Source organism: Rhodococcus sp. MT28 (genome assembly GCF_058792695.1).
Map to the genome: position 1 here is coordinate 12,961 of NZ_JBXAFD010000014.1, position 23,079 is coordinate 36,039.

The window sequence follows — 23,079 nt, forward strand, 5'->3', positions numbered from 1 at the left end:
GAAGCGAAACCCATACTCCGCGCGGTGTCCCTCCATTACCCCCCCTCTTGCAAAAAAGCCCCACAGCCCTTGGGCTCTAGACATACATGGACATCCAACTATAGGATGGTAGACATATTCACTGCTGCCTCCTGGGCGGTCCATACGAGCAAGGAACGGGTTAGCACAATGGTTGAAAATGCGACGGTTCACGAGTTGACGCACTTCGTCGGTGGCAAGCGTGTTCCCGGGACATCTGATCGATTTGCGGACGTGTTCGATCCCAACACCGGCAAGGTGCAGGCCCGCGTTCCCCTCGCGAGCAAGGCCGAGACCGAAGCCATCATCGCCAATGCCGAAGAGGCGCAGCAGGTGTGGGCAGCGTTCAACCCGCAGAAGCGTGCCCGCGTGCTGATGAAGTTCCTGCAGCTCGGCCAGGCCGAGATGGATTCTCTGGCCCGCCTCCTCTCGTCCGAGCACGGCAAGACCGTCGCCGACGCCAAGGGTGACATCCAGCGTGGCCTCGAGGTCATCGAGTTCGCCGTCGGCGCTCCGCACCTGCTCAAGGGTGAATTCACCGAGAGTGCCGGCACCGGCATCGACGTGTACTCCATGCGTCAGCCGCTCGGCGTCGTCGCCGGCATCACGCCCTTCAACTTCCCCGCGATGATCCCGCTGTGGAAGGCCGGCCCCGCCCTCGCCGCCGGTAACGCCTTCATCCTCAAGCCCTCCGAGCGTGACCCCTCCGTCCCGCTGCGCCTGGCCGAGCTGTTCCTCGAAGCAGGACTGCCCGCAGGTGTGTTCAACGTGGTCAACGGTGACAAGGAAGTTGTCGACGTTCTGCTCACCGACGATCGCATCAAGGCCGTCGGCTTCGTCGGCTCCACGCCGATCGCTCAGTACATCTACGAGACGGCTGCAGCTCACGGCAAGCGCGCACAGTGCTTCGGTGGCGCCAAGAACCACGCGATCGTCATGCCGGACGCGGACCTCGACGAGGTTGCCGACGCCCTGATCGGTGCGGGCTACGGCAGCGCCGGCGAGCGTTGCATGGCCATCTCGGTTGCCGTTCCCGTCGGCGAGGAGACCGCGGACGCTCTTGTCGCGAAGCTGAAGGAGCGCGTCGCGAAGCTCAAGATCGGTCGCAGTGACGACGAAGGCGTCGATTTCGGACCGCTCGTTTGCCAGGATGCCCTCGACCGCGTCAACAACTACGTGCAGATCGGCATCGACGAGGGCGCAACGGCAGTCGTCGACGGCCGCGGCTTCACCCTCGAAGGCCACGAAGGTGGATTCTTCGCCGGCGCAACCCTGTTCGACAACGTCACCTCGGACATGCGCATCTACAAGGAAGAGATCTTCGGACCCGTCCTTCAGGTGGTCCGCGCTGCCGATTACGAAGAGGCACTGCGTCTTCCGACCGAACACGAGTACGGCAACGGCGTCTCCATCTTCACCCGCGACGGCGACACCGCGCGTGACTTCACCGCTCGCGTCAACGTCGGCATGGTCGGCGTGAACGTGCCGATCCCGGTCCCGATCGCGTACCACACCTTCGGTGGCTGGAAGCGCTCCGGATTCGGTGACCTGAACCAGCACGGTCCCGACTCCTTCCGCTTCTACACCAAGACCAAGACCGTGACGCAGCGCTGGCCTTCCGGCAAGAAGGAAGCAGGTCAGGAGGGTCGCTCCGTAGACTCCGCTCCTGACAACCACTTCGTCATCCCCACGATGAACTGATCGGAACACTTTCCATGTTTACTCTGACCGATGACGAGCGGGCGATTCGTGACACTGCCCGCGACTTCGCGGCCGAGCATCTGGCGCCCAACGCAGTGGAGTGGGATCAGACCAAGCATTTCCCGGTGGACGTCCTCCGTAAGGCGGCGTCCCTGGGAATGGGCGGTATCTACATTCGTGAAGACGTGGGTGGCAGTGAGCTGAGTCGCGTCGACGCTGCCCGGATCTTCGAAGAGCTGGCCAAGGGCGATCCGTCGATCGCCGCGTACATCTCCATCCACAACATGGTCACGTGGATGATCGACCAGTTCGGCAACGACGAACAGCGCCACAAGTGGGTTCCCGGACTCTGCTCGATGGATCAACTGGGCAGCTACTGCCTCACCGAACCCGGCGCTGGCTCCGATGCTGCGGGCCTGAGCACCAAGGCCGTTCGTGACGGCGACGACTACATCCTCAACGGCGTCAAGCAGTTCATTTCCGGCGCAGGCACTTCCGACGTGTACGTCGTGATGGCACGCACCGGATCTGCCGGTGCCAAGGGGATCTCGGCGTTCATCGTGCCCAAGGATTCGCCCGGACTGTCGTTCGGTGCCAACGAGATCAAGATGGGCTGGAACGCGCAGCCCACCCGTCAGGTGATCTTCGAAGACGTGCGAGTTCCTGCCGCCAACATGCTCGGTGAAGAGGGCAGCGGATTCCGCATCGCCATGAAAGGTCTCAACGGCGGCCGGCTGAACATCGCCGCCTGTTCGGTCGGTGGGGCCCAGGCAGCGCTGGAGAAGGCAGTCGCATATCTGGTGGACCGCAAAGCTTTCGGTTCGGCACTGATCGAGTCGCAGGCCCTGCAGTTCCAGCTCGCCGACATGCGTACCGAACTCGAAGCGGCCAGGACGTTGCTGTGGCGCGCCGCTGCCGCACTCGAAGACGGAGCGTCCGACGTCGTGGAGTTGTGTGCGATGGCCAAGCGCTTTGCCACCGACACCGGATTCGACGTAGCCAACAAGGCCCTCCAGCTTCACGGCGGGTACGGCTATCTTGCTGAGTACGGGATCGAGAAGATCGTCCGCGATCTTCGGGTTCATCAGATCCTCGAAGGCAGCAACGAGATCATGAGGGTGGTCATCGCCCGCAGCGTGGTCGCATCAGGTCAGGGAAAGCAGGGAGCAGCATGAGCGACGAGCTCGAGGTATTGATCGAAAAGCGTGACGGGCTGGGGCTCATCACTCTCAACCGTCCCAAGGCGATCAATGCCCTCAACCACTCGATGGTCAAGGCGATGGCCAAGGCCCTCGAGGAATGGAAGTCCGACGACGACGTCAAGGCAGTCGTACTCACGGGCGCCGGCGAGCGTGGTCTGTGCGCCGGCGGCGACATCGTCTCGATCTACCACGACGCCAAGGACGGCAAGACCGGTTCGCTCGACTTCTGGCGTGAGGAGTACATCCTCAACTCCGAGATCGCGAACTACCCGAAGCCGTACGTCGCGATCATGGACGGGATCGTCATGGGCGGCGGCGTCGGAGTGTCCGCACACGGCGACATTCGCATCGTGACCGAGCGCTCGATGATCGGAATGCCCGAGACCGGAATCGGTTTCATCCCTGACGTGGGCGGAACTTACCTGCTCTCGCGTGCTCCCGGTGAACTCGGAACGCACATCGCGCTCACCACGGCGCGACTGAGCGCCGGCGATGCCATCGCAGCAGGCTTCGCTGACCACTTCATCCCGTCGGAGAACATCGAGACGTTCATCGCCGCACTCGCGTCGTCTTCGGTTGCCGACGCCGTGGCGCAGTACGCGGAGCCGGCTCCGGTGTCGGAACTGTTGGCCCAGCAGAGCTGGATCGACGCCGCGTACTCCGCCGACGACGTATCCACCATCGTCGAGCGTCTTCGCGCAAGTGGAATCCCCGAAGCGGAGAAGGCAGCGGAGCAGATTCTCGGCAAGTCCCCGATTGCACTGTCGGTGACCCTGCGATCCCTGCGACATGCCAAGGAAGCAGCAAGCTTGGAAGAAGTCCTCAACGAGGAGTTCCGGGTCTCGACGGCAGCGCTCGCCTCACACGACCTGGTCGAGGGTATTCGCGCCCAGGTAGTCGAGAAGGACCGAAACCCGAAGTGGTTGCCGGCAACCCTCGACGACGTCACGGCAGAATCCGTCGACGCCTACTTCGCCCCGCTGGGCGACAACGAGCTCGGACTCACCCCTCAACCGCAAGGCAACTGATCACCGCCGAAGGAGCATCACTAATGAGCACCATTGGATTTATCGGACTCGGTCACATGGGTGGCCCGATGGCGGCCAATCTCGTCAAGGCCGGACACAAGGTCGTCGGTTTCGACCTGGCACCTGCGGCGCTGGAGCAGGCAGTCAAAGACGGTGCATCGGTAGCGGATTCGGCGGTCGACGCCGTTCGCGGTGCCGACGTCGTGATCACGATGCTGCCGAGCGGTAAGCACGTTCTGGGTCTGTACGAAGAGCTGCTGCCGGTGGCAACACCGGGCACGCTGTTCATCGACTGTTCCACCATCGACGTCGCAGACGCCCGCGAGGCACACGACAAGGCCGAAGCAGCCGGTCACCGCAGCGTCGACGCACCGGTCTCCGGTGGAGTCGTCGGGGCTACCGCAGGCACGCTGGCATTCATGGTCGGCGGTTCCGAAGCTGACTTCCAAGCCGCGTCACCGTTGCTGGACGTGATGGGCCGCAAGGTCGTTCACTGCGGCGACGCCGGTGTCGGCCAGGCAGCCAAGATCTGCAACAACATGATCCTCGGCATTTCGATGATCGCGATCAGCGAGGCGTTCGTGTTGGGCGAAAAGCTCGGCCTGAGCAACCAGGCGCTCTTCGACGTGGCGTCCAACGCCTCGGGACAGTGCTGGGCACTGACCACCAACTGCCCGGTTCCGGGACCTGTGCCCACCAGCCCGGCCAACAACGACTACCAGCCCGGCTTTGCTGTTGCACTGATGGACAAGGACCTGGGTCTGGCAGCAAATGCGCTGCGCAACAACGGCGTCGATGCGGAGATCGGACTCAAGGCCGCCGAACTCTACAGTCGCTTCCATGCCGCGGGCGGTGGCGGTCAGGACTTCTCTGCCATCATCAACGACATCCGTGACCGTTCGACCGAAGGACAGTAGTGACCGACTTCAACACCATCATCCTCGAGCGTAAGGGTCGCGTCGGCGTCATCACGCTCAACCGCCCGAAGGCTCTCAACGCGCTGAACTCCGAGCTGATGAACGAGGTCGTCGCCGCGGTTGCCGACCTCGAAGCGGACAACGGCATCGGAGCCATCCTGATCACCGGTTCCGAGCGCGCCTTCGCCGCCGGTGCCGACATCAAGGAAATGCAGTCCAAGACGTACATGGACGCATACGTCGAGGATTTCTTCACCCCGTGGGACCGCGTCGCAGCAGCTCGTAAGCCGCTGATCGCCGCCGTCTCCGGATACGCGCTCGGTGGTGGCTGCGAGCTTGCGATGCTCTGCGATTTCATCATCGCTTCGGATACCGCGAAGTTCGGCCAGCCCGAGATCAAGCTCGGTGTCATTCCGGGTATCGGTGGCTCGCAGCGCCTTACGCGCGCCGTGGGCAAGGCCAAGGCCATGGAGCTGTGCCTCACCGGCCGCAACATGGACGCAGAAGAAGCCGAACGTGCAGGCCTGGTTGCCCGGATCGTTCCGGCCGCCGATCTGCTCGACGATGCCTTGAAGACCGCAACCACCATCGCCGAGATGTCGCTGCCGATTGCGATGATGGCCAAGGAAGCAGTCAACCGCTCCTTCGAGACCACCCTCGCCGAGGGCGTCCGCTTCGAGCGTCGGGTGTTCCACTCGACCTTCGCGACGGAGGATCAGAAGGAAGGCATGACCGCGTTCGTGGAGAAGCGGTCGGCAGAATTCAAGCACCGCTGAATTTCAACAGCGCTGAAACTGCCCTCACACTCGTCGAGAGTGTGAGGGCAGTTTCTTTGTGTGTACGGGTGGTCGGTTCACCACTTGGTCGGTGCGCCGCCGGTGTCGAAGTCACCCGCAGTCTTGCGAAGTTCAGTGAGGATCGTCACCAATTGCTCGAGCTTGTCCTGCTGGAGTCCGGGGTGAGCGAACACCTTGCTGTTGAGCATTTCGGTCGCTTCGAGGGCCAGTGCGCGACCGGCGTCCGAGATCTCGATGAGCGTTGCACGGCGATCGCTGGGATGCGGGACCCGCCTGACCAACTCCGCTTTCTCCAAACGGTCGACGGCATTGGTGACGCTGGTGGGGTGAACCTGGAGTCGGGCGCTCGCCTTGGCCATCGGGAGTGCGCCCGACCTGGTGAAGGTGAGAAGCGTCAGCAGTTCGTAGCGAGCGAAGGTCAACCCGAGCGGCTTGAGTACCTCTTCGACCCGCGCCATCATGATCTGCTGCGCACGCATCACCGACGTGACCGCAGCCATACCGTCGGCGACATCGCTCCACCCGTGCTCCGTCCACTGACGATGCGCCTCTTCGATGGGGTCGAGGGGGAGCGGCGCGGGGGGAGACATAGGTTCGATCATCCCATGCTGGCAAGCGGTCGGGTGCCTTGTCTGATTGTGTGTCGCAGCCGCTTACGTCTGTAGAGTCCCACGGGTGATTTCAATCCTCGTAGCGGGTGGCGTCTCGTTGTTCGTCGCGCTCTTCCTGACTCCGTTTCTCATTCGTGTGCTTTCGCGGCAGGGGCTCGGGCACGAGATTCGGATCGAGGGTCCGCAGAGTCATCAGGGCAAGCGTGGCACCCCGTCAATGGGCGGCATCGCGATCATCGCCGGCATGTGGGCGGGCTACCTGGCGGCACACATCATCGGATTCGGCTCGCGGCTACCGCGGCTGTCTGCATCCGGTTGGCTGGTTCTCGCGCTCGCCACGTCACTGGGAATCGTCGGCTTTCTCGACGACTTCATCAAGATCCGTAAGAAGCGCAATCTCGGGCTCAACAAGACAGCGAAGACCGTCGGTCAGCTGGCGAGTGCCATCATCTTCGGCATATTGTTCCTGCAGTTCTCCAACAACAACGGAGTCACTCCCGGAAGCCAGTACCTGTCCCATGTTCGTGACATCTCGGTGTTCTCCATGGGTGCCATCGGCTTTGTGGTCTTCTTCTGCATTCTGGTGTTCGCCTGGTCCAACGCCGTCAATTTCACCGACGGCCTCGACGGTCTCGCGGCCGGGTCGATGGGCATGATCCTGGGGACCTACGTCGTCATCGCCGGTTGGCAGTACCGGAACTCGTGTGTCCTCGAGCCTGCCGCCGGTTGCTACGACGTTCGTGACCCCCTGGATCTCGCGATCGTCGCTGCCGCCGCAGGCGGGGCGTGCCTCGGCTTCCTCTGGTGGAATGCCGCCCCGGCTCAGATCTTCATGGGCGACACCGGCTCCTTGGCGCTCGGCGGCCTGGTTGTCGGCCTGTCCGTCACGACGCACACCGAGCTGCTGATGGTCATCATCGGCGCCCTGTTCGTCGCTGAGATCCTGTCGGTGATCATCCAGGTTCTGGTCTTCCGATCGTCCGGCCGACGCGTATTCAAGATGGCCCCGATCCATCATCACTTCGAGTTACTCGGTTGGCCGGAAACCGTCGTGATCGCAAGATTCTGGATCTTCGTCGCGATCTCGTGCGTCCTGGGACTTGCCACCTTCTACAGCGAGTGGTTCTCCGCTGCCGGTTAGACCGATTCACTCTTTCGGGTCGTAGCCAGAAGAGCGATCAGACCGAGCGACACACACGCCGTCATCGTGACGGCCAGGGCTGTGCTCGTGTTTCCCAGTAGGCCGACGGCCGGCGCGATGGCCGCACCGACGCCGAACTGGAATGCACCGAGCATTGCGGCGGCAGTACCGGCCGCTTCGCCGTGACGAGCGAGCGCCAGTGCCGGGGCGTTGGGCAGAACGAACCCGATGGCACCGGCCATGACCCACAGTGCGATCACGAATCCAGCGAGCCCGCCCAGTTCCAGGACCGCGACAGCAATGACGACGGCCCCGGAGACAACGGCAGCCACGAGGGCCCACTTGGTGATCTGCTGGGGAGTCCACCGATCGAGCAGTCGGACGTTGACCTGCGAAGCGCCGATCAACGCAATCGCGCCCGCACTGAAGAGCAGCGCGAACTCCTGCTCGTTGAGGCCGTACTGATCCTGATAGACAAACGACGCGCCCGAGACATACGCGAACAACGACGCCATGCCGACGCTGGAGACGAGCGTCAGGACCATGAACGTGCGGTCGCCGAGCAGCGAACCGTAGGTACGGAGAACCGACGTCAATCCGCTCGGGCGACGCTTTTCCTTCGGCAATGTTTCGGACAGTCCGAACGCACCGATCATCGCTGTGCCGACGCCGATCAGTGCCAGTACGACGAAGATCCCGCGCCAGTCGAGGGCGACGAGGAGGGCGCCACCGATGCTGGGCGCCAGGATCGGCGCAACGCCGAGCACGAGCATCAGCCGGCTCATCACAACGGCAACGGTGTTACCGCTGTAGAGGTCGCGGACGATCGCCATGGTCACCACTGCCGCGGCCGCCGCGCCCATGCCCTGGAAAACCCGCAGGATGCCGAGGACCGCGATGCTCGGTGCGAAGACCGCCAGCAGCGAAGCCAGGATGTGCACACCGATCCCGGCGAGCAGCGGCTTCTTGCGGCCGAGAGTGTCCGAGAGCGGCCCGACCAACAGCTGGCCGAGTGCGAGGCCGATGAGAGTTCCGGTGATCGTCAGCTGAACCGTTGACGACGAGACCCCGAGATCGGCACCGATATCCGGCAGCGCGGGCAGGTACATGTCGATGGTGAAGGGCCCGAGCGCGGTCATGGAACCGAGGGCAAGAATCTTCCCGACGCTCGGCTTACGGTCGACACTGCTCGTATCCAGCGGGGCCGCCTCCAAGAGCGGAGCTGCCTTCACAGGCGGGGCGATGGCGGTGTTCTCGGCACTCATGAAACCTTCTGGGTTGTCTGGGTCTGGCGAACTGCTCGGTCGTTCGGTCGAAAGTCGGGCCGCAATCGAATGACCTGCGCCCACCGAGGGAGTCAGCATCGAGACTGACCGATTTGTTCCCGAAAGGCCCGCACTTTTCCCAGAGACTGGAACGCTTGGCGAGAATGCACTCGAATCATGCTGAGCGGAACTGTGGTTCGAGATCGTCACTCAGGGCAGAGTTACTCACTGACGCGGGTGTGGCTGAGTGGCTAGGCACCGGCCTGCAAAGCCGTTCACACGGGTTCGAGTCCCGTCATCCGCTCGTGTCGGAGACCGGCAGGCATATCGCCTGCCGGTCTCTCTTGTGTGGTCCCGGTTCGCGGGGTCGGCTGCGATAGTCTGGGCTGCCGGAGCGAGCGGACCACATGAGTGAGGCACTGAATTGATTTCGGGACAGGACCTGCGATCGCGGCGCTTGCACGTGGGGATCAGTCAGTTCCAGTTCGCCCGCCAGGCGGGAGTCTCGTCAGCAGTCGTCTCCGCGTGGGAACTCGACAAGGCATATCCGAAGCCACCGGTTGAGCGAGCAGTCCTCACGGCCCTCTCCGCGTTGGAAGCAGCCAAGCGTGAGGGCACGTACGCGGCCCCCCGGAAGCGATCGAGCGGTAGTACCCGTGCGCGTCGAGCGACACCGGTCAACGACCCCGCCTCGGTGGCCAGGCGTGCGGTCGCGGGGGCAGGAAACGGTGGCCCCACCGTATTGACGGCGTTCTCCGGTTGTGGCGGTATGGCCGAAGGCTTTCGGATGGCGGGGTTTTCGGTGGAGGGATACATCGAAGTCGTGCCGGAGGCGCGCGCGACCTTCGATCGGAACTTCCCCGGCGCGAAGTGCCTCGGTGAGGACATCCGGGCGATCGACGAAGCCCGTGTGAAAGATCTTCTGGCACAGGTGAATATCGATGTGTTGGCCGGGGGGCCGCCGTGTCAGGGTTTCAGTCTCGCCGGCCGGCGAGACCGCGACGATCCGCGTAACCATCTCTTCCGGAACCTACTCGAGCTCGCCGATCTGGTGAGGCCGAAGGTCGTGGTGATGGAAAATGTTCGGCTGCTGCTGAGCATGAAAGACCCGGACGGTGGGATGGTCGTCGACCGGATTCTCGGCGAGATGGCTGCATGCGGTTACGACGCGTCGGTCAACACGGTCAATGCGCAGGATTACGGCGTCCCGCAGTTCCGGGAACGAGTGTTCATCGTGGCGACCCGCCGCGACAGTGGTATCGGGCCGCTGCGTTTCCCGCCGAAGACTCACGGCGTGAATGATGTTGCGCCGCTGAGGACTTTCCGCGATGCCACCGTCGATCTGGCCCCGCTGGAATCCGGGCAGGCCTGCGAGACGGACCCGCTGCACTGGGCCGTCGAACATCCCGAGCACGTCTTGCGGTGGCTGCGTGATGTACCGGAAGGAATGTCGGCTCACGACAACGAAGATCCGGCCATGCGACCGTCGTCCGGATACAACACGACGTACAAGCGCCTCCGGTGGGACGAGCCGGCGTCCACGGTCGGAACCACTTTCGGGATGATCTCGGCTTCACGCAACGTGCATCCGAAACACACGCGATCGTTGACCGTTCGAGAAGCTGCTCGCCTCCAGACCTTTCCCGACGACTACGTCTTCGAGGGCAAGTGGGGAGCGGTGCGCACGATGATCGGCAATGCGGTGCCGCCGCAGCTGGCGTCGGTACTGGCAGGAGAGATCAAGAAGGCACTCGGCTGAGATAGAGCACCTACGGAAAATGGGGCCGACGATGTCGGCCCCATTTCGAGTTACGCCCTGGCAGGGGTGTGGTGCAAGCGAATCAGCTGAGGTTGAGCTTGGCGATCAACGGCTGGACGACCTTGATGATGTCGATGACGGCGCTGAGGGTGTTGATGGAACCCATGTTTCGGTCCTCCGTGTCGTATGTACAGGTTTGTATGTACAAGGTTGTGTCTGCGTGGTGTTTCTGTACGACCTTGTGTCGCAGACACAAATTAGCAAACTGGACGCTTGTTTGGGTCGAAATGACCGCTTTGCGCTGAAGTTGCTGAAAAGTTCACGGATTGTTCAGGAACGTAAACAAAAAACAGGCCGGACTCCCCGAAGTCCGGCCTGTCGATGACGCTTTGCGATCAGCTGAATGCCGAAAGTGCGCTGATGAGGCCGATGCCCGCAACTGCGACCTTGAGGACACTCAAGACGTCTTCGAGCTTGACACCCTCGGGCAATACGTTTTCGACAGACTCCATGTTGGATCCTTCATGTGTTGGGGTCGTGGTCCAGTGCCACTGCAAGCAAGATACCCAATCGTGACCACCTGTGAAACCCCGGCACGAAGATCACAGTTGTGTTGCGCCGGACTCACTGGCCGTCGCGACAACGGTGGCTGCCACTATTTGCTCCACGCTGATGCCCGCTGCCGGTAGGCAGTGGTAGAAGATTCGTTCGCAAAGGTCGACCATTTCGCCTCGCTCGAGCGTCGGCTCGTCGATCCAGTTGACGACGATTTCCTCCATGAATGCCTGCCACCCGGCGATTGTCGCCTCCACGGTCGCATTCGATTCGATGCCTAGATTCGTCAGCGCAGCGACGATCCACGTGGTGAAAGTGCGGCGCATGCCTCGGTAGATCGTGCGCATTCGAACGTCGCCACTGCCGGCCATACGCATCACGGCGAGGTAAATGGTGGGGTGCTCGATAACGGCGTCGACGAATGTCTCGATACCTGAGCGCAGCTGGGACGTGATGGGTAGCTCGGGATCCGGTCGCATTCGATCTTCGAGATCGGCCGAGGCGGCCTCGAGGATGGCGTTCTGGAAACCCTTCTTGTTCTTGAAGTAGTGGAACAGCAGTGGCGGCGAGACACCGGCCTCGGCTGCGACGCGATCCATCGACAGTTGGTCGAAAGGCTCGGTCCGCAGCATCTGTACTGCCACCTCGAGGATTTGCCTCTGACGGTCTTCGGGGGAGCGGGGGACTGCAGCCATTCCGTCATCTTATGTATTGGTTCGGAAGGTTCATTGACTTTTACTCAACGCTGTCTATAACGTGAGGTAACACATACGTGAGGCGAGGAGTCCGACAGTGTCTGCTTTCGACATCGTGGTCAACGACGGGTTGTGGTTCGACGGGACGGGGGCTCCAGGTCTGCGTCGTAATCTCGGAATTCGAGACGGCGTGGTCGCGGAGGTGTCCACGACGCGCCTCGAGATCGGGCCGGACACAGAAGTGATCGACGCGGCCGGCAAATGGGTTCTCCCCGGCTATGTCGACGTCCACACGCACTACGACGCCGAAGCCTTGGTCAGTCCAGGGCTTCCGGAATCGGTTCGCCACGGCGTCACGACGGTCGTGCTCGGCAATTGCTCGCTGTCGGCGGTGTATTCGACCCCGCGCGAGATTGCGGATCTGTTCAGCCGGGTCGAAGCAGTTCCCCACGACGCGGTGCTGCGCATCCTCGAAGCGAACAAGACCTGGACCGGTCCCGCGGCGTACACCGCCGCCCTCGAAGCCCTTCCCCTCGGACCCAATGTCGCGGCCTTCATCGGTCATTCCGACATCCGCACGCACGTACTCGGACTGGGGCGCGGCACCGACAAGAAGGTCAAGCCGACTCGCTCGGAACTCGGCCGGATGGGCTCGATGCTCGAGGACGCCATCGACGCTGGGATGCTGGGCCTGTCGTCGATGACCAATGCCCTCGACAAGATCGACGGCGACGAATATCGTTCTCGCTCTTTGCCGTCGACGTATGCACGGTGGAAAGAGTTCCGATTCCTCAATCGCATCCTTCGTGATCGCGGAAAGATCTTGCAGAGCGCTCCGACCATCAACCTGCATCCGAACGTCGCGGCGTTCTTCGCCGAAAGCTCGGCGATCGGACGCAAGAAACCGCTCAAGACGTCGCTGCTCTCCGGTGCGGATTCGAAGGCCTACCCGGTGATCGTGTACTTCATGCTCGCTGCGGCCCCACTGCTCAATCGCTTCGCGAAGACCGATTTCAAGTGGCAGCACCTTCCGGTTCCCTTCACCGTCTACGCGGATGGAATCGACCTGGTCGTGTTCGAGGAGTTCGGTGCCGGCGCCGCCGCTTTGCACCTCAAGGACCAGGTGGAGCGCAACGAACTGCTCCAGGACGAGTCGTACCGTCGCGCATTCCGTAAGGACTACGACAACAAGTTCTCACCCCGCATCTGGCATCGCAATTTCTACGATGCGGTCATCGTGGGATGCCCGGACGAGACGTTGATCGGCAAGAACTTCGGTCAGGTCGGTGACATCCGCGGAGTGCACCCGGTGGACGCGTACCTCGACCTGGTGGTGAAGTACGGGCGAGATCTTCGCTGGCGCACCACCATTGCCAATCACCGGCCCAAGTTCGCGAAGAAACTCGCCGCGAGTTCCGGTGTGCAGATGGGCTTCGGCGATGCCGGCGCGCATCTGCGCAACATGGCGTTCTACAACTACCCGGTGCGACTCCTCAAGCGCGTCAAGGACGCTCAGAGTGACCGCAAGCCGTTCCTCACCATCGAACGCGCAATCCACCGCCTGACAGGCGAACTGGCGGACTGGTACGGCATCGACGCCGGGCATCTACGCCAGGGTGACCGCGCGGACTTCGTTGTCATCGACCCGGCCGGGCTCGACGAGTCGGTGGACGGGTTGTTCGAGGCAAAGGTTCCCGAGTACGGCGGGATCAGCCGGATGGTCAACCGCAGCGACGACGCAGCGGTCGCTACGGTGATCAACGGCCGACTCGTCTACCGCGAAGGTGAATTCGCCCCCGGATTCGGAATCGAAAAGACAGGTCAGTTCCTGCGTGCCGGTGAAAAGGCTCCGGTTACCAGGGCCGCGAAGACTAGCGTGGCGCTATGATTACACCGGCGGATCGCCTCACCTCGTACTCCCGGTCCGGGCTGACCTTCGACGTGCGCGACGAAGGACCCGCCGACGGTCCGGTCGTGGTTCTCCTGCACGGATTTCCGCAGGATTCGAGCTCGTGGGATCAGCTCGCACCGCTGCTGCACACCCGCGGCTTCCGCACGGTGGCGCCGGATCAGCGAGGGTACTCACCCGGCGCCAGGCCGAAAGCGCGCTGGGCGTACCGCGGGTCCGAACTCGCCGCTGACACTGTCGCACTGATCGACGCGCTCGCAGTGGGCAAAGTGCACCTGGTCGGCCACGACTGGGGTGCCGCAGTCGCATGGCAGGTCGCTGCCGAGCGGCCCGATTTGCTCAACACCGTTACCGCGGTGTCGGTTCCGCATCCACTGGCGTTCGTCAAGGCGATGGTGACCAGCACGCAGGGACTGAAATCGTGGTACATGGGGGCGTTCCAATTGCCGTTCGTTCCCGAGAAAGTTCTGTCCTCCACGTCGGCGGGTGAGAAGTTCCTGATCTCGAGCGGACAGACGCCGGAGAACGCACGGCGCGATCTGAATGCCATGCTGGCTCCCGGCCGCCTGCGCGGTGGTCTGAACTGGTATCGCGCGATGTGGATGACCAAGCCGAACCCCGCAACTGCCAGGGTCACCGTGCCGACCCTGCACGTCTGGAGTGACGGCGACGCCGCCATCGGGCCCAAGGGTTCTGCGCTCACCCCCGCGTTTGTCGACGGTCCGTACCGGTTCGAAGTTCTCAGCGGCGTGAGCCACTGGATTCCGGACGAGGCGCCGGTCGAGTTGGACCGACTGCTGGGTGAGCATCTCAGCAGCTGACCGCGTTTTGATCACTGAAGCCCCGCCGATCGGCGGGGCTTCAGTTGTCAGCAAGGTCGTCGGCCAGCGGTGGTCAGCGAGTTCCGAATCGCTCTTCCACCTGCTCCTTCGTCAGGCCGAATTCCTCGAGCGTGTACTTGTGCGACGGTTTGCGAGCACCCGAACGGCTTTCCTCGTGCATGGCCTCCATCGACTGCTGCGCAGTAGATGTCAACGGGATGTCGAAGTGCGTGTAGATGTTCTCGACGGTTCCCAGCGGATCGGTGACGAAGTCCTGATAGTCGACGTCGATGAACTGTGCGGGATTGTGGTGTGCGCGTGCACTGTCGAACTGCTCGAGCCCCCTGGCCCACAATTCGAGCTGACTTTCGCCGATCACCTTGTCGGTGAACGTGTTCGACCAACCCTCTGTCGCCTGGGCGGCCAGGCTGCACACCGACGGAATGATCGTCGTAGGGGAGCGGTGAGTCTGAATGACGAGAGCGTCGGGGTACGCCTCCATCAATTCGTCGAGCGCGAACAGGTGGCTCGGGTTCTTGAGGACCCACCGTCGATCCTGATCGGGCAGACCGATCAGCTGCAGGTTCTTCTTGTGTCGTGCATAGGCGTTCGACCACTCCTGGTCCTTCAGCCATGCGGAGTACGTGGGTAGATTCGCCAGGCACTCGTACGACACGGACTTGAACGTCTGACGCAAGAGTTGCCAACATTCTTCGACTTCGCTGGCCGACATGTAGTGCACGCCCATGAATTCGGGATGCTCGACGTGGTGTTGACCGAATGTCTCCTCGATCTTGGCGAAGACCGGGTTCGATTCCCACGTATCGCGAGGCGGGCGAGGCTGAGGGAACTCGGTCAGCCACATCTCGAGGCCCTGGTGAGCCGGGTCGACCGTGAGGAGGCGGTGCAAGGCAGTGGTGCCCGTCCGTGGCAATCCGGTGACGAAGATCGGCCGCTCGATCTTGACGTCGGCGTGTTCCGGATGCTCCTTCCACGCCGATTCGCTGAGCAGACGGGCCACCAGGGCGCCGCGAAGGAATACCCGAGAGATCTTGCTGCCGAAGGGCGTCAGATCCTCGTCGCGGTCGTAGGACTCGAGCAGGACCGACAGAGCTTCGGTGTAATCGTCGACGCCGAAGTCCGTCAGTCCGGTCATCCGTGTCGCCGAGGCGTGGAGATCCTCGACGGTGCCGACGTGAGTGCGTTCAGTCATGGTGCTCCTAGTGATGGAATTCGCCGCAGTTGACGTCGATGCATTGGCCGGTGATCGCGCTGGCCATCGGAGACGCCAGGAAGATCGCCGCGTCGGATACTTCATCCGTCGTCGGCAGGCGCTTGAGGTCGGTGTTCGACGCAGTGTGCTCGTAGATCTGCTCGACGGTCATGCCGAACTTCTCCGCCTGGTGCGCGAAGTATCCCTTGAGGGTGTCTCCCCAGATATAGCCGGGTGCAATCGAATTGACACGAATTCCCTGCGGGCCGAGTTCGGTGGCCAGGGACTGCGACATGGCGAGCAGGGCCGACTTCGCCATCTTGTAGCTGCCGTAACGCTCTTGCGAATGCCGCAACACCATCGAATTGATGTTCACCACGGAGCCGTCCGACTCGGCAAGTGCTGGCGTGAACAGCTGAGTCAGGCGCAACGCACCCAGCACGGTCAGTTCGATGCTGTCGCGGATGTGCTGGTAATCGGTGCGAGCCAACGGTTTCATCGACGGAATCGAGAATGCATTGTTGATCAGAGTGTCCACTTTGCCGTAGGCGGCAATGGACTCGGCCACCAGATTCTCGGCGGAAGCCTGGTCGGTGATGTCGGTGGCAACGGTGACGGCGCGCCCACCGGCATCGACTATTTCCTTCGCAACGTCGTCGAGTCGCGATTGCGTACGTGCTGCGAGAACAAGACTCGCGCCGGCCGACGCACATCGAAGGGCCAGAGCGCGGCCGAGTGCCGGGCCGACTCCGGAGATGACTACTACACGGTCTTCGAGCAAGGCGGTCATGATTACCCCAGCATTCGGTTGTCGATGGCGGCCTGGCGCTGGGCAATGCGCGCTGCCCAGTCCTCGGCGGTGATGGCGTTGGTGTCGAAATGCGGCAGGTGCTTCGCAATATCTGCGACGGCGACGATTTCGACGGTGGGACCGTCCTGCGGCGTCAGCTCGCGGGACACGCGCTGCCAACGGAACTGCAGAATGCCGCGCGGATGTCCGACGGTTTCGATCCAGTTGGTGACACCGGGGTTCTTCTCGCTGACCACCATTCGAACCATCCCGTCCGGATCGACCTGTGCCTGGCCGTTGTTGAGGGAGGTCTGATGATTGACGTAGTCCAGTGAGATGTACCAGAGGCTCCCCAGTTGGAAGCCGAGATACGGTGCGTCGGAGGCGGGAACGGTGATGATCATCGCCTGCTCGTCGGTGAGTTCGTAATGTCCCACCGACGAGTACTGCGTTGCCAGCCCGCCCGGTGTCAGGCGTGGTTCGGTCATGGTGTTGACCGCGAGCTTGAGGTAGAACCACTCCGGGAACTGGAGCCACGTCTTGACCCGCGTGACCAGTGCCTTCCCAGCCCGGGCGTAACGCTTCTCGGTCTCTTCGGCGGTGAGAGGTGGCGGCGCGATCCCGATCGAATCGGTGCGCTCGATGCGGATCACGCCGCGCTGCTGACTCCAGTCGCTGTAGACCTCGCGAACGACCAGCTGCGAGGATCCGGGCGCCAGGGTGTAGTAGTTGGCTCGTCCGTCGGCGGGGCCGGGGCCGAACCAAGCGACGAAGTTGCCGTCGTCGTCTATCTCCAGCTCGCGGTCGTCGAAGGCAATTTCGCTTCCGGGAACGTTCGAGTTGGTGTAGTTCCCACTCAACACTTGGAAGCTGAGATCGGCTGTGGTGCCGCGCTTTCCGGTGACCTTGTATTCCTTGTCGTCGTTGATTCGGGCGCCGAAGTACAGAGTGTCGGGGTTGTCGAGGCCCATCTTGGTGAATGGTCCGGTGCCCTGGATGAAACTCGGATGGGTCTTTTCGCCGGCCCAGGCGGCATGCGTCGTCGCGATGATTCCGCCGGCCAGATATTGGTATCCCTCCAGTAGATCCTGTTCGGATCTGATGTGCGGCGCAGTCTCGATCAATTTCTCGGCTTCGGCGATCGCCTCGGCAAACGGGTCCGTCAGCACGCTGGCTCCTCACAGTTCCGACTATGTCGCCGGTCCAGAGCGTCGTGGTACAAATATGTACCTATTTGGTAGATGTTGGGTATTTCGACAATAGAACGCGTTCTAGGGAGTGGTCAATGGGTGGACCGGAGAAGACGCCTGAAGAGGGACGCCCGAGGGGGAGACAATCGCCTCCCACCGAACGGGTGGTTCAGGTGCTCGACTACCTCGTCGGCCGCCCTGATCAGCGGTTCGGGCTGTCGGAACTGGCCCGCGCGCTCGAGATCAGCAAACCCACCTGCTTGGGAATCCTCACGGCGCTGGCTGATCGTGGATACCTGACTCGGGACGAGGTGTCGAAGACCTATGGGCTCGGTCCGGCCTTGATCGCGGCCGGACGTGCAGCTCAGCGAGGATTTGCCGTCGGACCCATTGCCCGCACCCATCTGGAGAAAGTGAGCACGGAGTTCGGGACGACGTGCACGGCGTCCGGTGTGATCGGTGATCAGATCAGCGTTCTCGAAGTGACCGGACCGATCGGCGCGCGTCGCGCTGCCAAGGTCGGTCAGGTGTACCCGTTCGCTCCGCCGGTCGGGCTGATGTACGTCCTCTGGGGTTCGGATCACGACATGGACAGTTGGCTGAGCAAAGAGCCGAGCCTGCCGGTGCGCTTGGATCGCGAGCGTCTGTGGAACGTGGTCCGCGAGTGTCGGGCTGCGGGGTATCTGGTCGAGAGTCTGGATCCCGTCGGGCAGCGACTGCACACGCTGATGGCGGGCGTTGCGACGCACGATCTTCCGCCGGAGGTGCGTGAACTGCTCGGTGAGATGGTCTCGAGCCTGGGCGAGAGGGTGTATCTCGGACGCGACATCAGCTCTGACGACGAGCATCCCGTCAGTCTCATCGCGGCCCCGACCTACGACGCCGAGGGGCATCAGGCCCTTGTGCTGACACTTTATGTGGGTGGGGCGATCACGGGCGCCGAGATCGAGCGCCGCGCCGCGGTGCTGGTTGCGGCGGCGGATGCGGTGACGGCGGAAGTTGGTGGCAGGAGTCCGGTTCGCGGTCTGTGACGTCTTATTGCCGGTCATTGACCTTTGGGTAGAACGAGTTCTATTCTGTGATTGCGTTCAATTTAGAACCAGTCCGGTACATAAATGTACCGATGCGGAAATGGTGTTCCGCACGGAGTACGTGATGCTCAGGAGCGAAAGACATGGCAACACTCCAGACCCCGCCCGCCTACGAGTTGTCGCATCTGCGAGCACTCGAAGCGGAGGCGGTCCATATTTTCCGCGAAGTCGCAGCGACTTTCGAAAAGCCGGTCCTCCTGTTCTCCGGAGGTAAGGATTCCGTCGTGATGCTGCACGTAGCGGCCAAGGCATTCTGGCCTGCCCCACTGCCGTTCGCTGTGATGCACGTCGACACCGGTCACAATTTCGACGAGGTGATCGAATTCCGCGACCAGACGGTCGATCGCTTCAACCTGCGTCTTGTCGTCTCCAGCGTGCAGGACGACATCGACGCCGGTCGCGTCATCGAGGACACCGGAGTCGGTTCCAGTCGCAATCGCCTGCAGACGCACGCGTTGCTGCGCGGAATTCGCGACAACAAGTTCGACGCCGTGTTCGGTGGTGCTCGCCGAGACGAGGAGAAGGCGCGCGCCAAAGAGAGGGTGTTCAGCTTCCGGGACGAGTTCGGGCAATGGGATCCCAAGGTGCAGCGACCTGAACTGTGGAACCTGTACAACGGCAAACACCGTAAGGGCGAACATATTCGGATCTTCCCGCTCTCGAACTGGACAGAGCTCGACATCTGGCAGTACATCGAGAGCGAGCAGATCGACCTCCCCGGCATCTACTACGCCCATCGTCGCGAGGTGGTTCCACGCGACGGAATGTTGTTGGCACGCACCCGTTTCCTCGAGCTTCGCGCCGGCGAAGAGTCCTGCGAGGCGTTGGTGCGCTTCCGTACGGTCGGCGACGCAACGTGTACCGGATGTGTCGAATCGTCGGCCGAAACACCGGGCGCTGTCGTGGAAGAAGTTGCGGCGAGCCGTATCACGGAGCGTGGCGCAACCAGGGCTGATGACCGGATTTCCGAAGCTGGCATGGAAGATCGTAAGAAAGAGGGGTACTTCTGATGCCGCAACTGCTGAGAGTCGCTACAGCGGGCAGTGTCGACGACGGAAAATCGACACTCATCGGCCGGTTGCTCTACGACTCCAAGTCGATCTTCGAGGACCAACTCGAGGCCGTGGAACGGAGCAGTCGAGAACGCGGCGACGAGTACGCCAACCTCGCGCTACTGACCGACGGATTGCGCGCCGAGCGTGAACAGGGCATCACGATCGACGTGGCCCACCGGTATTTCGCGACCCCTCATCGGAAGTTCATCATTGCGGACACTCCCGGGCACGAGCAGTACACCCGCAACATGGTGACCGGCGCGTCGACGGCCGATCTTGCCCTGATCCTGGTGGATGCTCGCAAAGGGGTGCTCGAACAGACGCGGCGGCACGCCTTCTTGTCCACTCTCCTGGGGATACCGCACCTCGTGCTGTGTGTGAACAAAATGGACCTCGTGGGCTGGTCTCAGGAACGGTTCGAGGAGATCAAGGAAGAATTCCGACAGTTCGCGATCAAACTGGACGTCCACGACCTGACGTTCATTCCGGTCTCGGCGCTGTTGGGGGACAACATCGTTGCCCGGACCGAGAACATGTCCTGGTACGACGGGCCTTCTCTGCTGCACCATCTCGAGCAGGTGCACATCGCGTCGGATCGCAATTTGATCGACGCGCGTTTCCCGGTGCAGTACGTGATCCGTCCGCAGAAGCAGACCGACGCCGACCTCCACGATTTCCGTGGATACGCCGGAACGGTGGCCAGTGGCGTCTTCAAGCCCGGCGACGAAATCGTGGCTTTGCCTTCAGGATTCACCTCGACGGTGAAGGCAGTCCACGGGCCGGGCGGTGACGTGATCGACGAAGCGTTTGCGCCCTCGGCCGTATGCATCGAGCTGACCGACGACCTCGACGTCAGCCGCGGGGACCAAATGTGTCGGCTCAACAACCGGCCGCAGGTCGGGCAGGAAATCGATGCGATGGTCTGTTGGTTGACCGAACAGACAACTCTGTCGGAGAACAATCGCTACTCGTTGCTGCACACCACGCGCTCCACGAAAGCGCAGATCGTCAAGCTCGACTACCGGCTGGACGTCAATTCTCTGCACCGCGACGAGAAGGCAGAATCTCTGTCCCTCAACGAGATCGGCCGCATCTCGATCAAGACGCAGCAGCCGTTGATGTTCGATCCCTACCGCCGCAACCGCGTGACGGGCAGCTTCATTCTCGTGGACGAGACCACGGGCAATACCGTCGCCGCCGGAATGATCAATGGTCCGACACTCAAGGAATCGCGCGTCGTCTGGCACAGTTCGGAGGTTTCTCGCGAGGAACGTGCGACTGCCGGCGCCACCGTCTGGCTCACCGGTCTCTCGGCCTCGGGTAAGTCGACGATCGCGGTGGAACTCGAGCGGCGGTTGGTGGCCGCGGGTATCCCGGCGTACCGCCTCGACGGCGACAACCTCCGGCACGGATTGAACGCGGATCTGGGATTCAGTGCCGATGACCGCGCCGAGAACGTCCGCCGAGTCGGCTCGGTGGCGCAGTTGTTCGCTGATTCAGGTGCAGTGGCAGTGGCCTGCCTGATCAGCCCGTACCGCGAAGATCGTGATCGAGTGCGGGCGGCGCACGAGGCCGCCGGGCTGAAGTTCGTCGAGGTCTACGTCGACACCCCGATCGAGCAATGTGAAGCCCGAGACCCCAAGGGCATGTACGCCAAGGCCAGGGCCGGGGAAATCACGGGATTCACCGGAGTCGACGATCCCTACGAAGCTCCGACAAGTCCCGAGCTGGTGATCAGACCCGAAGACGGAACGCCTACCGAACTTGCGCTGCGAATTATGGAAGTGTTGGACCGGTGAGCGAATCCACACACAGCAGAATCGCCGACGAGGCACTCGCGGCGGAATTGGCGCAGGCAGCCGGTGCGATCCTCCTGGGGATCCGAGCCGAGGGTCTGGGTGTCGACGACGGTCGTGAACTGGGCCGCCGGGGCGACAAGGCCGCCGATTCCTACATCCTCGACCGGTTGGCTGCCGAGCGGCCGGGCGATGCCGTGCTCTCTGAGGAATCTGCCGACGATCGCAGTCGTCTGGATGCAGCTCGGGTCTGGATCATCGATCCGCTGGACGGCTCCAAGGAATACGGCTTGCCGAATCATGCGGATTGGGCAGTGCACGTGGCGCTTTGGGAGCGCGGTAGCGGAATTACCGCAGCCGCGGTTGCTCAGCCGGCGCTCGGAGCGGTGTACTCCAGTGGCGACGAGGCAGCTTCGGTTGCCGCCAACTCGCCGCTCCGCGTAGTAGTCAGCGGATCGCGACCACCCGCATTCACCGAAGCGGTGGCAGCCGAACTCGGCGCCGACGTGGTGCACATGGGATCGGCCGGCGCCAAGGCGATGGCGGTGGTGCGCGGCGAGGTCGACGCGTACCTGCACGCCGGTGGGCAGTGGGAATGGGATTCGGCTGCACCCGTCGGCGTCGCACAGGCGGCGGGACTGCATTGCAGCCGCATCGACGGTTCGCCGCTGCTCTACAACGAATCGCATCCGTACCTGCCGGATCTCGTGATCTGCCGACCGGAGTTGTCGGAGTCGATCCTGGGCGCAATTGCCAAGCACTCCACGGAGTCTGCGGTAAGCGGACGCGTCGCCATGGCGCGTGAATACGTGAACGCATTGCTCACTCATGACGCAACGAAGGTCCGCTTCGCCGCCGACGCCTGGCGGGTCGAGAACGGTCAGCGAACCGGTGACAGCGGAGCCTTCATCAGCAACGAGCTCGAACAAGGCCAGCAATATCGCGGAATCGTGGCGATACGTGAACTCGCGCTGCGTGAGTGGGGCGAGAGCGTCGTAGCCCGGTATCTGCTCGACCTCGGAACACCTGGCCAGGCACCGGCCGTCACAGTTTTCGTCACCGAGTACTTCGGGATACCGGCAGGCGAGATCGAAAGCATCCTGGCAATCATCGAACCCCACGAAGACGATTCGAAAGAGGCTGGAACACAATGACATCGGACAAACTGATCACCGATTTCTGTGCGCTGTGGGCAGCCGCCGATGTTGCAAAGATCGTCGACTACTTCACCGATGACGTCGTTTATCACAACATCCCGATGGAGCCCGTGGTCGGTCGCGAGGCCGTCCGGGCGTTCATCGAGCAGTTTGTCGGTGCCTTCGGCAACATCGACTTTCAGATCAAGCGTCAGGTCGCGGACGGCAACACCGTCATGAACGAGCGCGTCGACGTTTTCACCATCAACGGCGCCGAGGTAGCGCTCCCGGTCATGGGGGTGTTCGAAGTCGAGGACGGAAAGATCAAAGCCTGGCGCGACTATTTCGACATGGCGCCGATCAATGCGGCAGCCGGCCAGGCCTGATCG

Annotated in this window: 21 protein-coding genes and 1 tRNA gene; 15 read left to right on the forward strand and 7 right to left on the reverse strand. The window is 62.4% G+C overall.

What is annotated here, in order from left to right; translation table 11 throughout:
- The first annotated feature begins 168 nt into the window (after positions 1-168).
- From AC1Q6C_RS29495 to AC1Q6C_RS29515, 5 genes are read left to right on the forward strand one after another with little or no spacing between them, the layout of a single operon-like run.
- Positions 169-1,719: a CoA-acylating methylmalonate-semialdehyde dehydrogenase gene (locus AC1Q6C_RS29495; RefSeq protein ID WP_492666949.1), complete on the forward strand. Its 1,551-nt coding sequence runs from the start codon at positions 169-171 to the stop codon at positions 1,717-1,719.
- 14 nt (positions 1,720-1,733) lie between these two features.
- A complete protein-coding gene (locus AC1Q6C_RS29500) occupies positions 1,734-2,894 on the forward strand; it encodes an isobutyryl-CoA dehydrogenase (RefSeq protein WP_064075262.1) in 1,161 nt (386 codons plus the stop codon).
- Positions 2,891-3,949 (forward strand): enoyl-CoA hydratase/isomerase family protein, encoded by a 1,059-nt coding sequence (locus AC1Q6C_RS29505; RefSeq protein WP_230358839.1) that lies wholly within the window; start codon positions 2,891-2,893, stop codon positions 3,947-3,949. The genes AC1Q6C_RS29500 and AC1Q6C_RS29505 overlap by 4 nt, the downstream gene beginning before the upstream one ends.
- Positions 3,950-3,972: 23 nt before the next feature.
- Positions 3,973-4,866, forward strand: coding sequence for a 3-hydroxyisobutyrate dehydrogenase (mmsB, locus tag AC1Q6C_RS29510; RefSeq protein WP_003941308.1), 894 nt, complete (start codon positions 3,973-3,975; stop codon positions 4,864-4,866).
- Entirely contained in the window at positions 4,866-5,642 is a 777-nt protein-coding gene (locus tag AC1Q6C_RS29515) for an enoyl-CoA hydratase (protein WP_003941374.1), read from the forward strand. Before mmsB ends, AC1Q6C_RS29515 begins: the two co-directional genes overlap by 1 nt.
- Positions 5,643-5,719: 77 nt before the next feature.
- On the opposite strand, the gene AC1Q6C_RS29520 is transcribed toward AC1Q6C_RS29515, so the two are convergent.
- Entirely contained in the window at positions 5,720-6,253 is a 534-nt protein-coding gene (locus tag AC1Q6C_RS29520) for a MarR family winged helix-turn-helix transcriptional regulator (RefSeq protein WP_054825961.1), read from the reverse strand.
- A gap of 85 nt (positions 6,254-6,338) precedes the next feature.
- Here AC1Q6C_RS29520 and mraY point away from each other — a divergent pair, with 85 nt between their 5' ends.
- Complete coding sequence (mraY, locus tag AC1Q6C_RS29525; protein ID WP_003941316.1) at positions 6,339-7,415, forward strand: phospho-N-acetylmuramoyl-pentapeptide-transferase; 1,077 nt, start codon at positions 6,339-6,341, stop codon at positions 7,413-7,415.
- Here mraY and AC1Q6C_RS29530 read toward each other — a convergent pair.
- Positions 7,412-8,680, reverse strand: coding sequence for a multidrug effflux MFS transporter (locus AC1Q6C_RS29530; RefSeq protein ID WP_230358837.1), 1,269 nt, complete (start codon positions 8,678-8,680; stop codon positions 7,412-7,414). The genes mraY and AC1Q6C_RS29530 overlap by 4 nt on opposite strands.
- A 233-nt stretch (positions 8,681-8,913) precedes the next feature.
- Between AC1Q6C_RS29530 and AC1Q6C_RS29535 the strand changes: the two genes are divergently transcribed.
- Both AC1Q6C_RS29535 and dcm read left to right on the forward strand, forming a co-directional pair.
- Positions 8,914-8,984: transfer RNA gene (locus tag AC1Q6C_RS29535), tRNA-Cys, on the forward strand.
- A 159-nt stretch (positions 8,985-9,143) separates the two neighbouring features.
- Positions 9,144-10,439 carry a DNA (cytosine-5-)-methyltransferase gene (dcm, locus tag AC1Q6C_RS29540; RefSeq protein ID WP_063316884.1) on the forward strand — a complete coding sequence of 432 codons (1,296 nt, stop codon included), beginning with the start codon at positions 9,144-9,146 and terminating at the stop codon, positions 10,437-10,439.
- An 82-nt stretch (positions 10,440-10,521) separates the two neighbouring features.
- Here dcm and AC1Q6C_RS29545 read toward each other — a convergent pair whose 3' ends face one another.
- Positions 10,522-10,647, reverse strand: a complete 126-nt coding sequence (locus AC1Q6C_RS29545; RefSeq protein ID WP_255246884.1) for a hypothetical protein — start codon at positions 10,645-10,647, stop codon at positions 10,522-10,524.
- A gap of 394 nt (positions 10,648-11,041) precedes the next feature.
- A complete protein-coding gene (locus AC1Q6C_RS29550; protein ID WP_003941289.1) occupies positions 11,042-11,689 on the reverse strand; it encodes a TetR/AcrR family transcriptional regulator in 648 nt (215 codons plus the stop codon).
- Between the two features lie 97 nt (positions 11,690-11,786).
- Between AC1Q6C_RS29550 and AC1Q6C_RS29555 the strand changes: the two genes are divergently transcribed.
- Both AC1Q6C_RS29555 and AC1Q6C_RS29560 read left to right on the forward strand, forming a co-directional pair.
- The gene (locus AC1Q6C_RS29555; protein WP_230358836.1) at positions 11,787-13,577 is read left to right on the forward strand and encodes an N-acyl-D-amino-acid deacylase family protein; all 1,791 of its coding nucleotides are present in this window, start codon (positions 11,787-11,789) and stop codon (positions 13,575-13,577) included.
- Entirely contained in the window at positions 13,574-14,419 is an 846-nt protein-coding gene (locus AC1Q6C_RS29560; protein WP_047270171.1) for an alpha/beta fold hydrolase, read from the forward strand. The genes AC1Q6C_RS29555 and AC1Q6C_RS29560 overlap by 4 nt, the downstream gene beginning before the upstream one ends.
- A gap of 73 nt (positions 14,420-14,492) precedes the next feature.
- Here the strand turns inward: AC1Q6C_RS29560 and AC1Q6C_RS29565 are convergent, their stop codons facing one another.
- From AC1Q6C_RS29565 to AC1Q6C_RS29575, 3 genes are read right to left on the reverse strand one after another with little or no spacing between them, the layout of a single operon-like run.
- On the reverse strand, positions 14,493-15,632 hold the full coding sequence (locus AC1Q6C_RS29565; RefSeq protein WP_020908307.1) for a sulfotransferase family protein: 1,140 nt from the start codon (positions 15,630-15,632) through the stop codon (positions 14,493-14,495).
- Between the two features lie 7 nt (positions 15,633-15,639).
- Complete coding sequence (locus AC1Q6C_RS29570) at positions 15,640-16,422, reverse strand: SDR family oxidoreductase (RefSeq protein WP_007726165.1); 783 nt, start codon at positions 16,420-16,422, stop codon at positions 15,640-15,642.
- Between the two features lie 2 nt (positions 16,423-16,424).
- The gene (locus AC1Q6C_RS29575) at positions 16,425-17,591 is read right to left on the reverse strand and encodes a hypothetical protein (protein WP_030537322.1); all 1,167 of its coding nucleotides are present in this window, start codon (positions 17,589-17,591) and stop codon (positions 16,425-16,427) included.
- Positions 17,592-17,707: 116 nt separating this feature from the next.
- On the opposite strand from AC1Q6C_RS29575, the gene AC1Q6C_RS29580 reads away from it, so the two are divergent.
- The 5 genes from AC1Q6C_RS29580 to AC1Q6C_RS29600 all read left to right on the forward strand — a co-directional run bounded on the left by AC1Q6C_RS29580 (position 17,708) and on the right by AC1Q6C_RS29600 (position 23,076).
- Positions 17,708-18,643 carry a helix-turn-helix domain-containing protein gene (locus tag AC1Q6C_RS29580; protein WP_047270168.1) on the forward strand — a complete coding sequence of 312 codons (936 nt, stop codon included), beginning with the start codon at positions 17,708-17,710 and terminating at the stop codon, positions 18,641-18,643.
- A gap of 143 nt (positions 18,644-18,786) precedes the next feature.
- Positions 18,787-19,713 carry a sulfate adenylyltransferase subunit CysD gene (gene cysD / locus AC1Q6C_RS29585; RefSeq protein ID WP_492666950.1) on the forward strand — a complete coding sequence of 309 codons (927 nt, stop codon included), beginning with the start codon at positions 18,787-18,789 and terminating at the stop codon, positions 19,711-19,713.
- Positions 19,713-21,557, forward strand: coding sequence for an adenylyl-sulfate kinase (gene cysC / locus AC1Q6C_RS29590; protein ID WP_230358835.1), 1,845 nt, complete (start codon positions 19,713-19,715; stop codon positions 21,555-21,557). The genes cysD and cysC overlap by 1 nt, the downstream gene beginning before the upstream one ends.
- Entirely contained in the window at positions 21,554-22,708 is a 1,155-nt protein-coding gene (locus AC1Q6C_RS29595; RefSeq protein WP_047270166.1) for a 3'(2'),5'-bisphosphate nucleotidase CysQ, read from the forward strand. Before cysC ends, AC1Q6C_RS29595 begins: the two co-directional genes overlap by 4 nt.
- On the forward strand, positions 22,705-23,076 hold the full coding sequence (locus AC1Q6C_RS29600) for a nuclear transport factor 2 family protein (RefSeq protein WP_042952314.1): 372 nt from the start codon (positions 22,705-22,707) through the stop codon (positions 23,074-23,076). Before AC1Q6C_RS29595 ends, AC1Q6C_RS29600 begins: the two co-directional genes overlap by 4 nt.
- Positions 23,077-23,079: the final 3 nt, after the last annotated feature.

Coding starts and splice junctions, on each gene's coding strand:
- AC1Q6C_RS29495 (WP_492666949.1), top strand. CDS start 169: ATGGTTGAAAATGCGACGGTTCACGAGTTGACGCACTTCGTCGGTGGC.
- AC1Q6C_RS29500 (WP_064075262.1), top strand. CDS start 1,734: ATGTTTACTCTGACCGATGACGAGCGGGCGATTCGTGACACTGCCCGC.
- AC1Q6C_RS29505 (WP_230358839.1), top strand. CDS start 2,891: ATGAGCGACGAGCTCGAGGTATTGATCGAAAAGCGTGACGGGCTGGGG.
- mmsB (WP_003941308.1), top strand. CDS start 3,973: ATGAGCACCATTGGATTTATCGGACTCGGTCACATGGGTGGCCCGATG.
- AC1Q6C_RS29520 (WP_054825961.1), bottom strand. CDS start 6,253: ATGTCTCCCCCCGCGCCGCTCCCCCTCGACCCCATCGAAGAGGCGCAT.
- AC1Q6C_RS29530 (WP_230358837.1), bottom strand. CDS start 8,680: ATGAGTGCCGAGAACACCGCCATCGCCCCGCCTGTGAAGGCAGCTCCG.
- AC1Q6C_RS29550 (WP_003941289.1), bottom strand. CDS start 11,689: ATGGCTGCAGTCCCCCGCTCCCCCGAAGACCGTCAGAGGCAAATCCTC.
- AC1Q6C_RS29560 (WP_047270171.1), top strand. CDS start 13,574: ATGATTACACCGGCGGATCGCCTCACCTCGTACTCCCGGTCCGGGCTG.
- AC1Q6C_RS29565 (WP_020908307.1), bottom strand. CDS start 15,632: ATGACTGAACGCACTCACGTCGGCACCGTCGAGGATCTCCACGCCTCG.
- AC1Q6C_RS29570 (WP_007726165.1), bottom strand. CDS start 16,422: ATGACCGCCTTGCTCGAAGACCGTGTAGTAGTCATCTCCGGAGTCGGC.
- AC1Q6C_RS29580 (WP_047270168.1), top strand. CDS start 17,708: ATGGGTGGACCGGAGAAGACGCCTGAAGAGGGACGCCCGAGGGGGAGA.
- cysD (WP_492666950.1), top strand. CDS start 18,787: ATGGCAACACTCCAGACCCCGCCCGCCTACGAGTTGTCGCATCTGCGA.
- cysC (WP_230358835.1), top strand. CDS start 19,713: ATGCCGCAACTGCTGAGAGTCGCTACAGCGGGCAGTGTCGACGACGGA.
- AC1Q6C_RS29600 (WP_042952314.1), top strand. CDS start 22,705: ATGACATCGGACAAACTGATCACCGATTTCTGTGCGCTGTGGGCAGCC.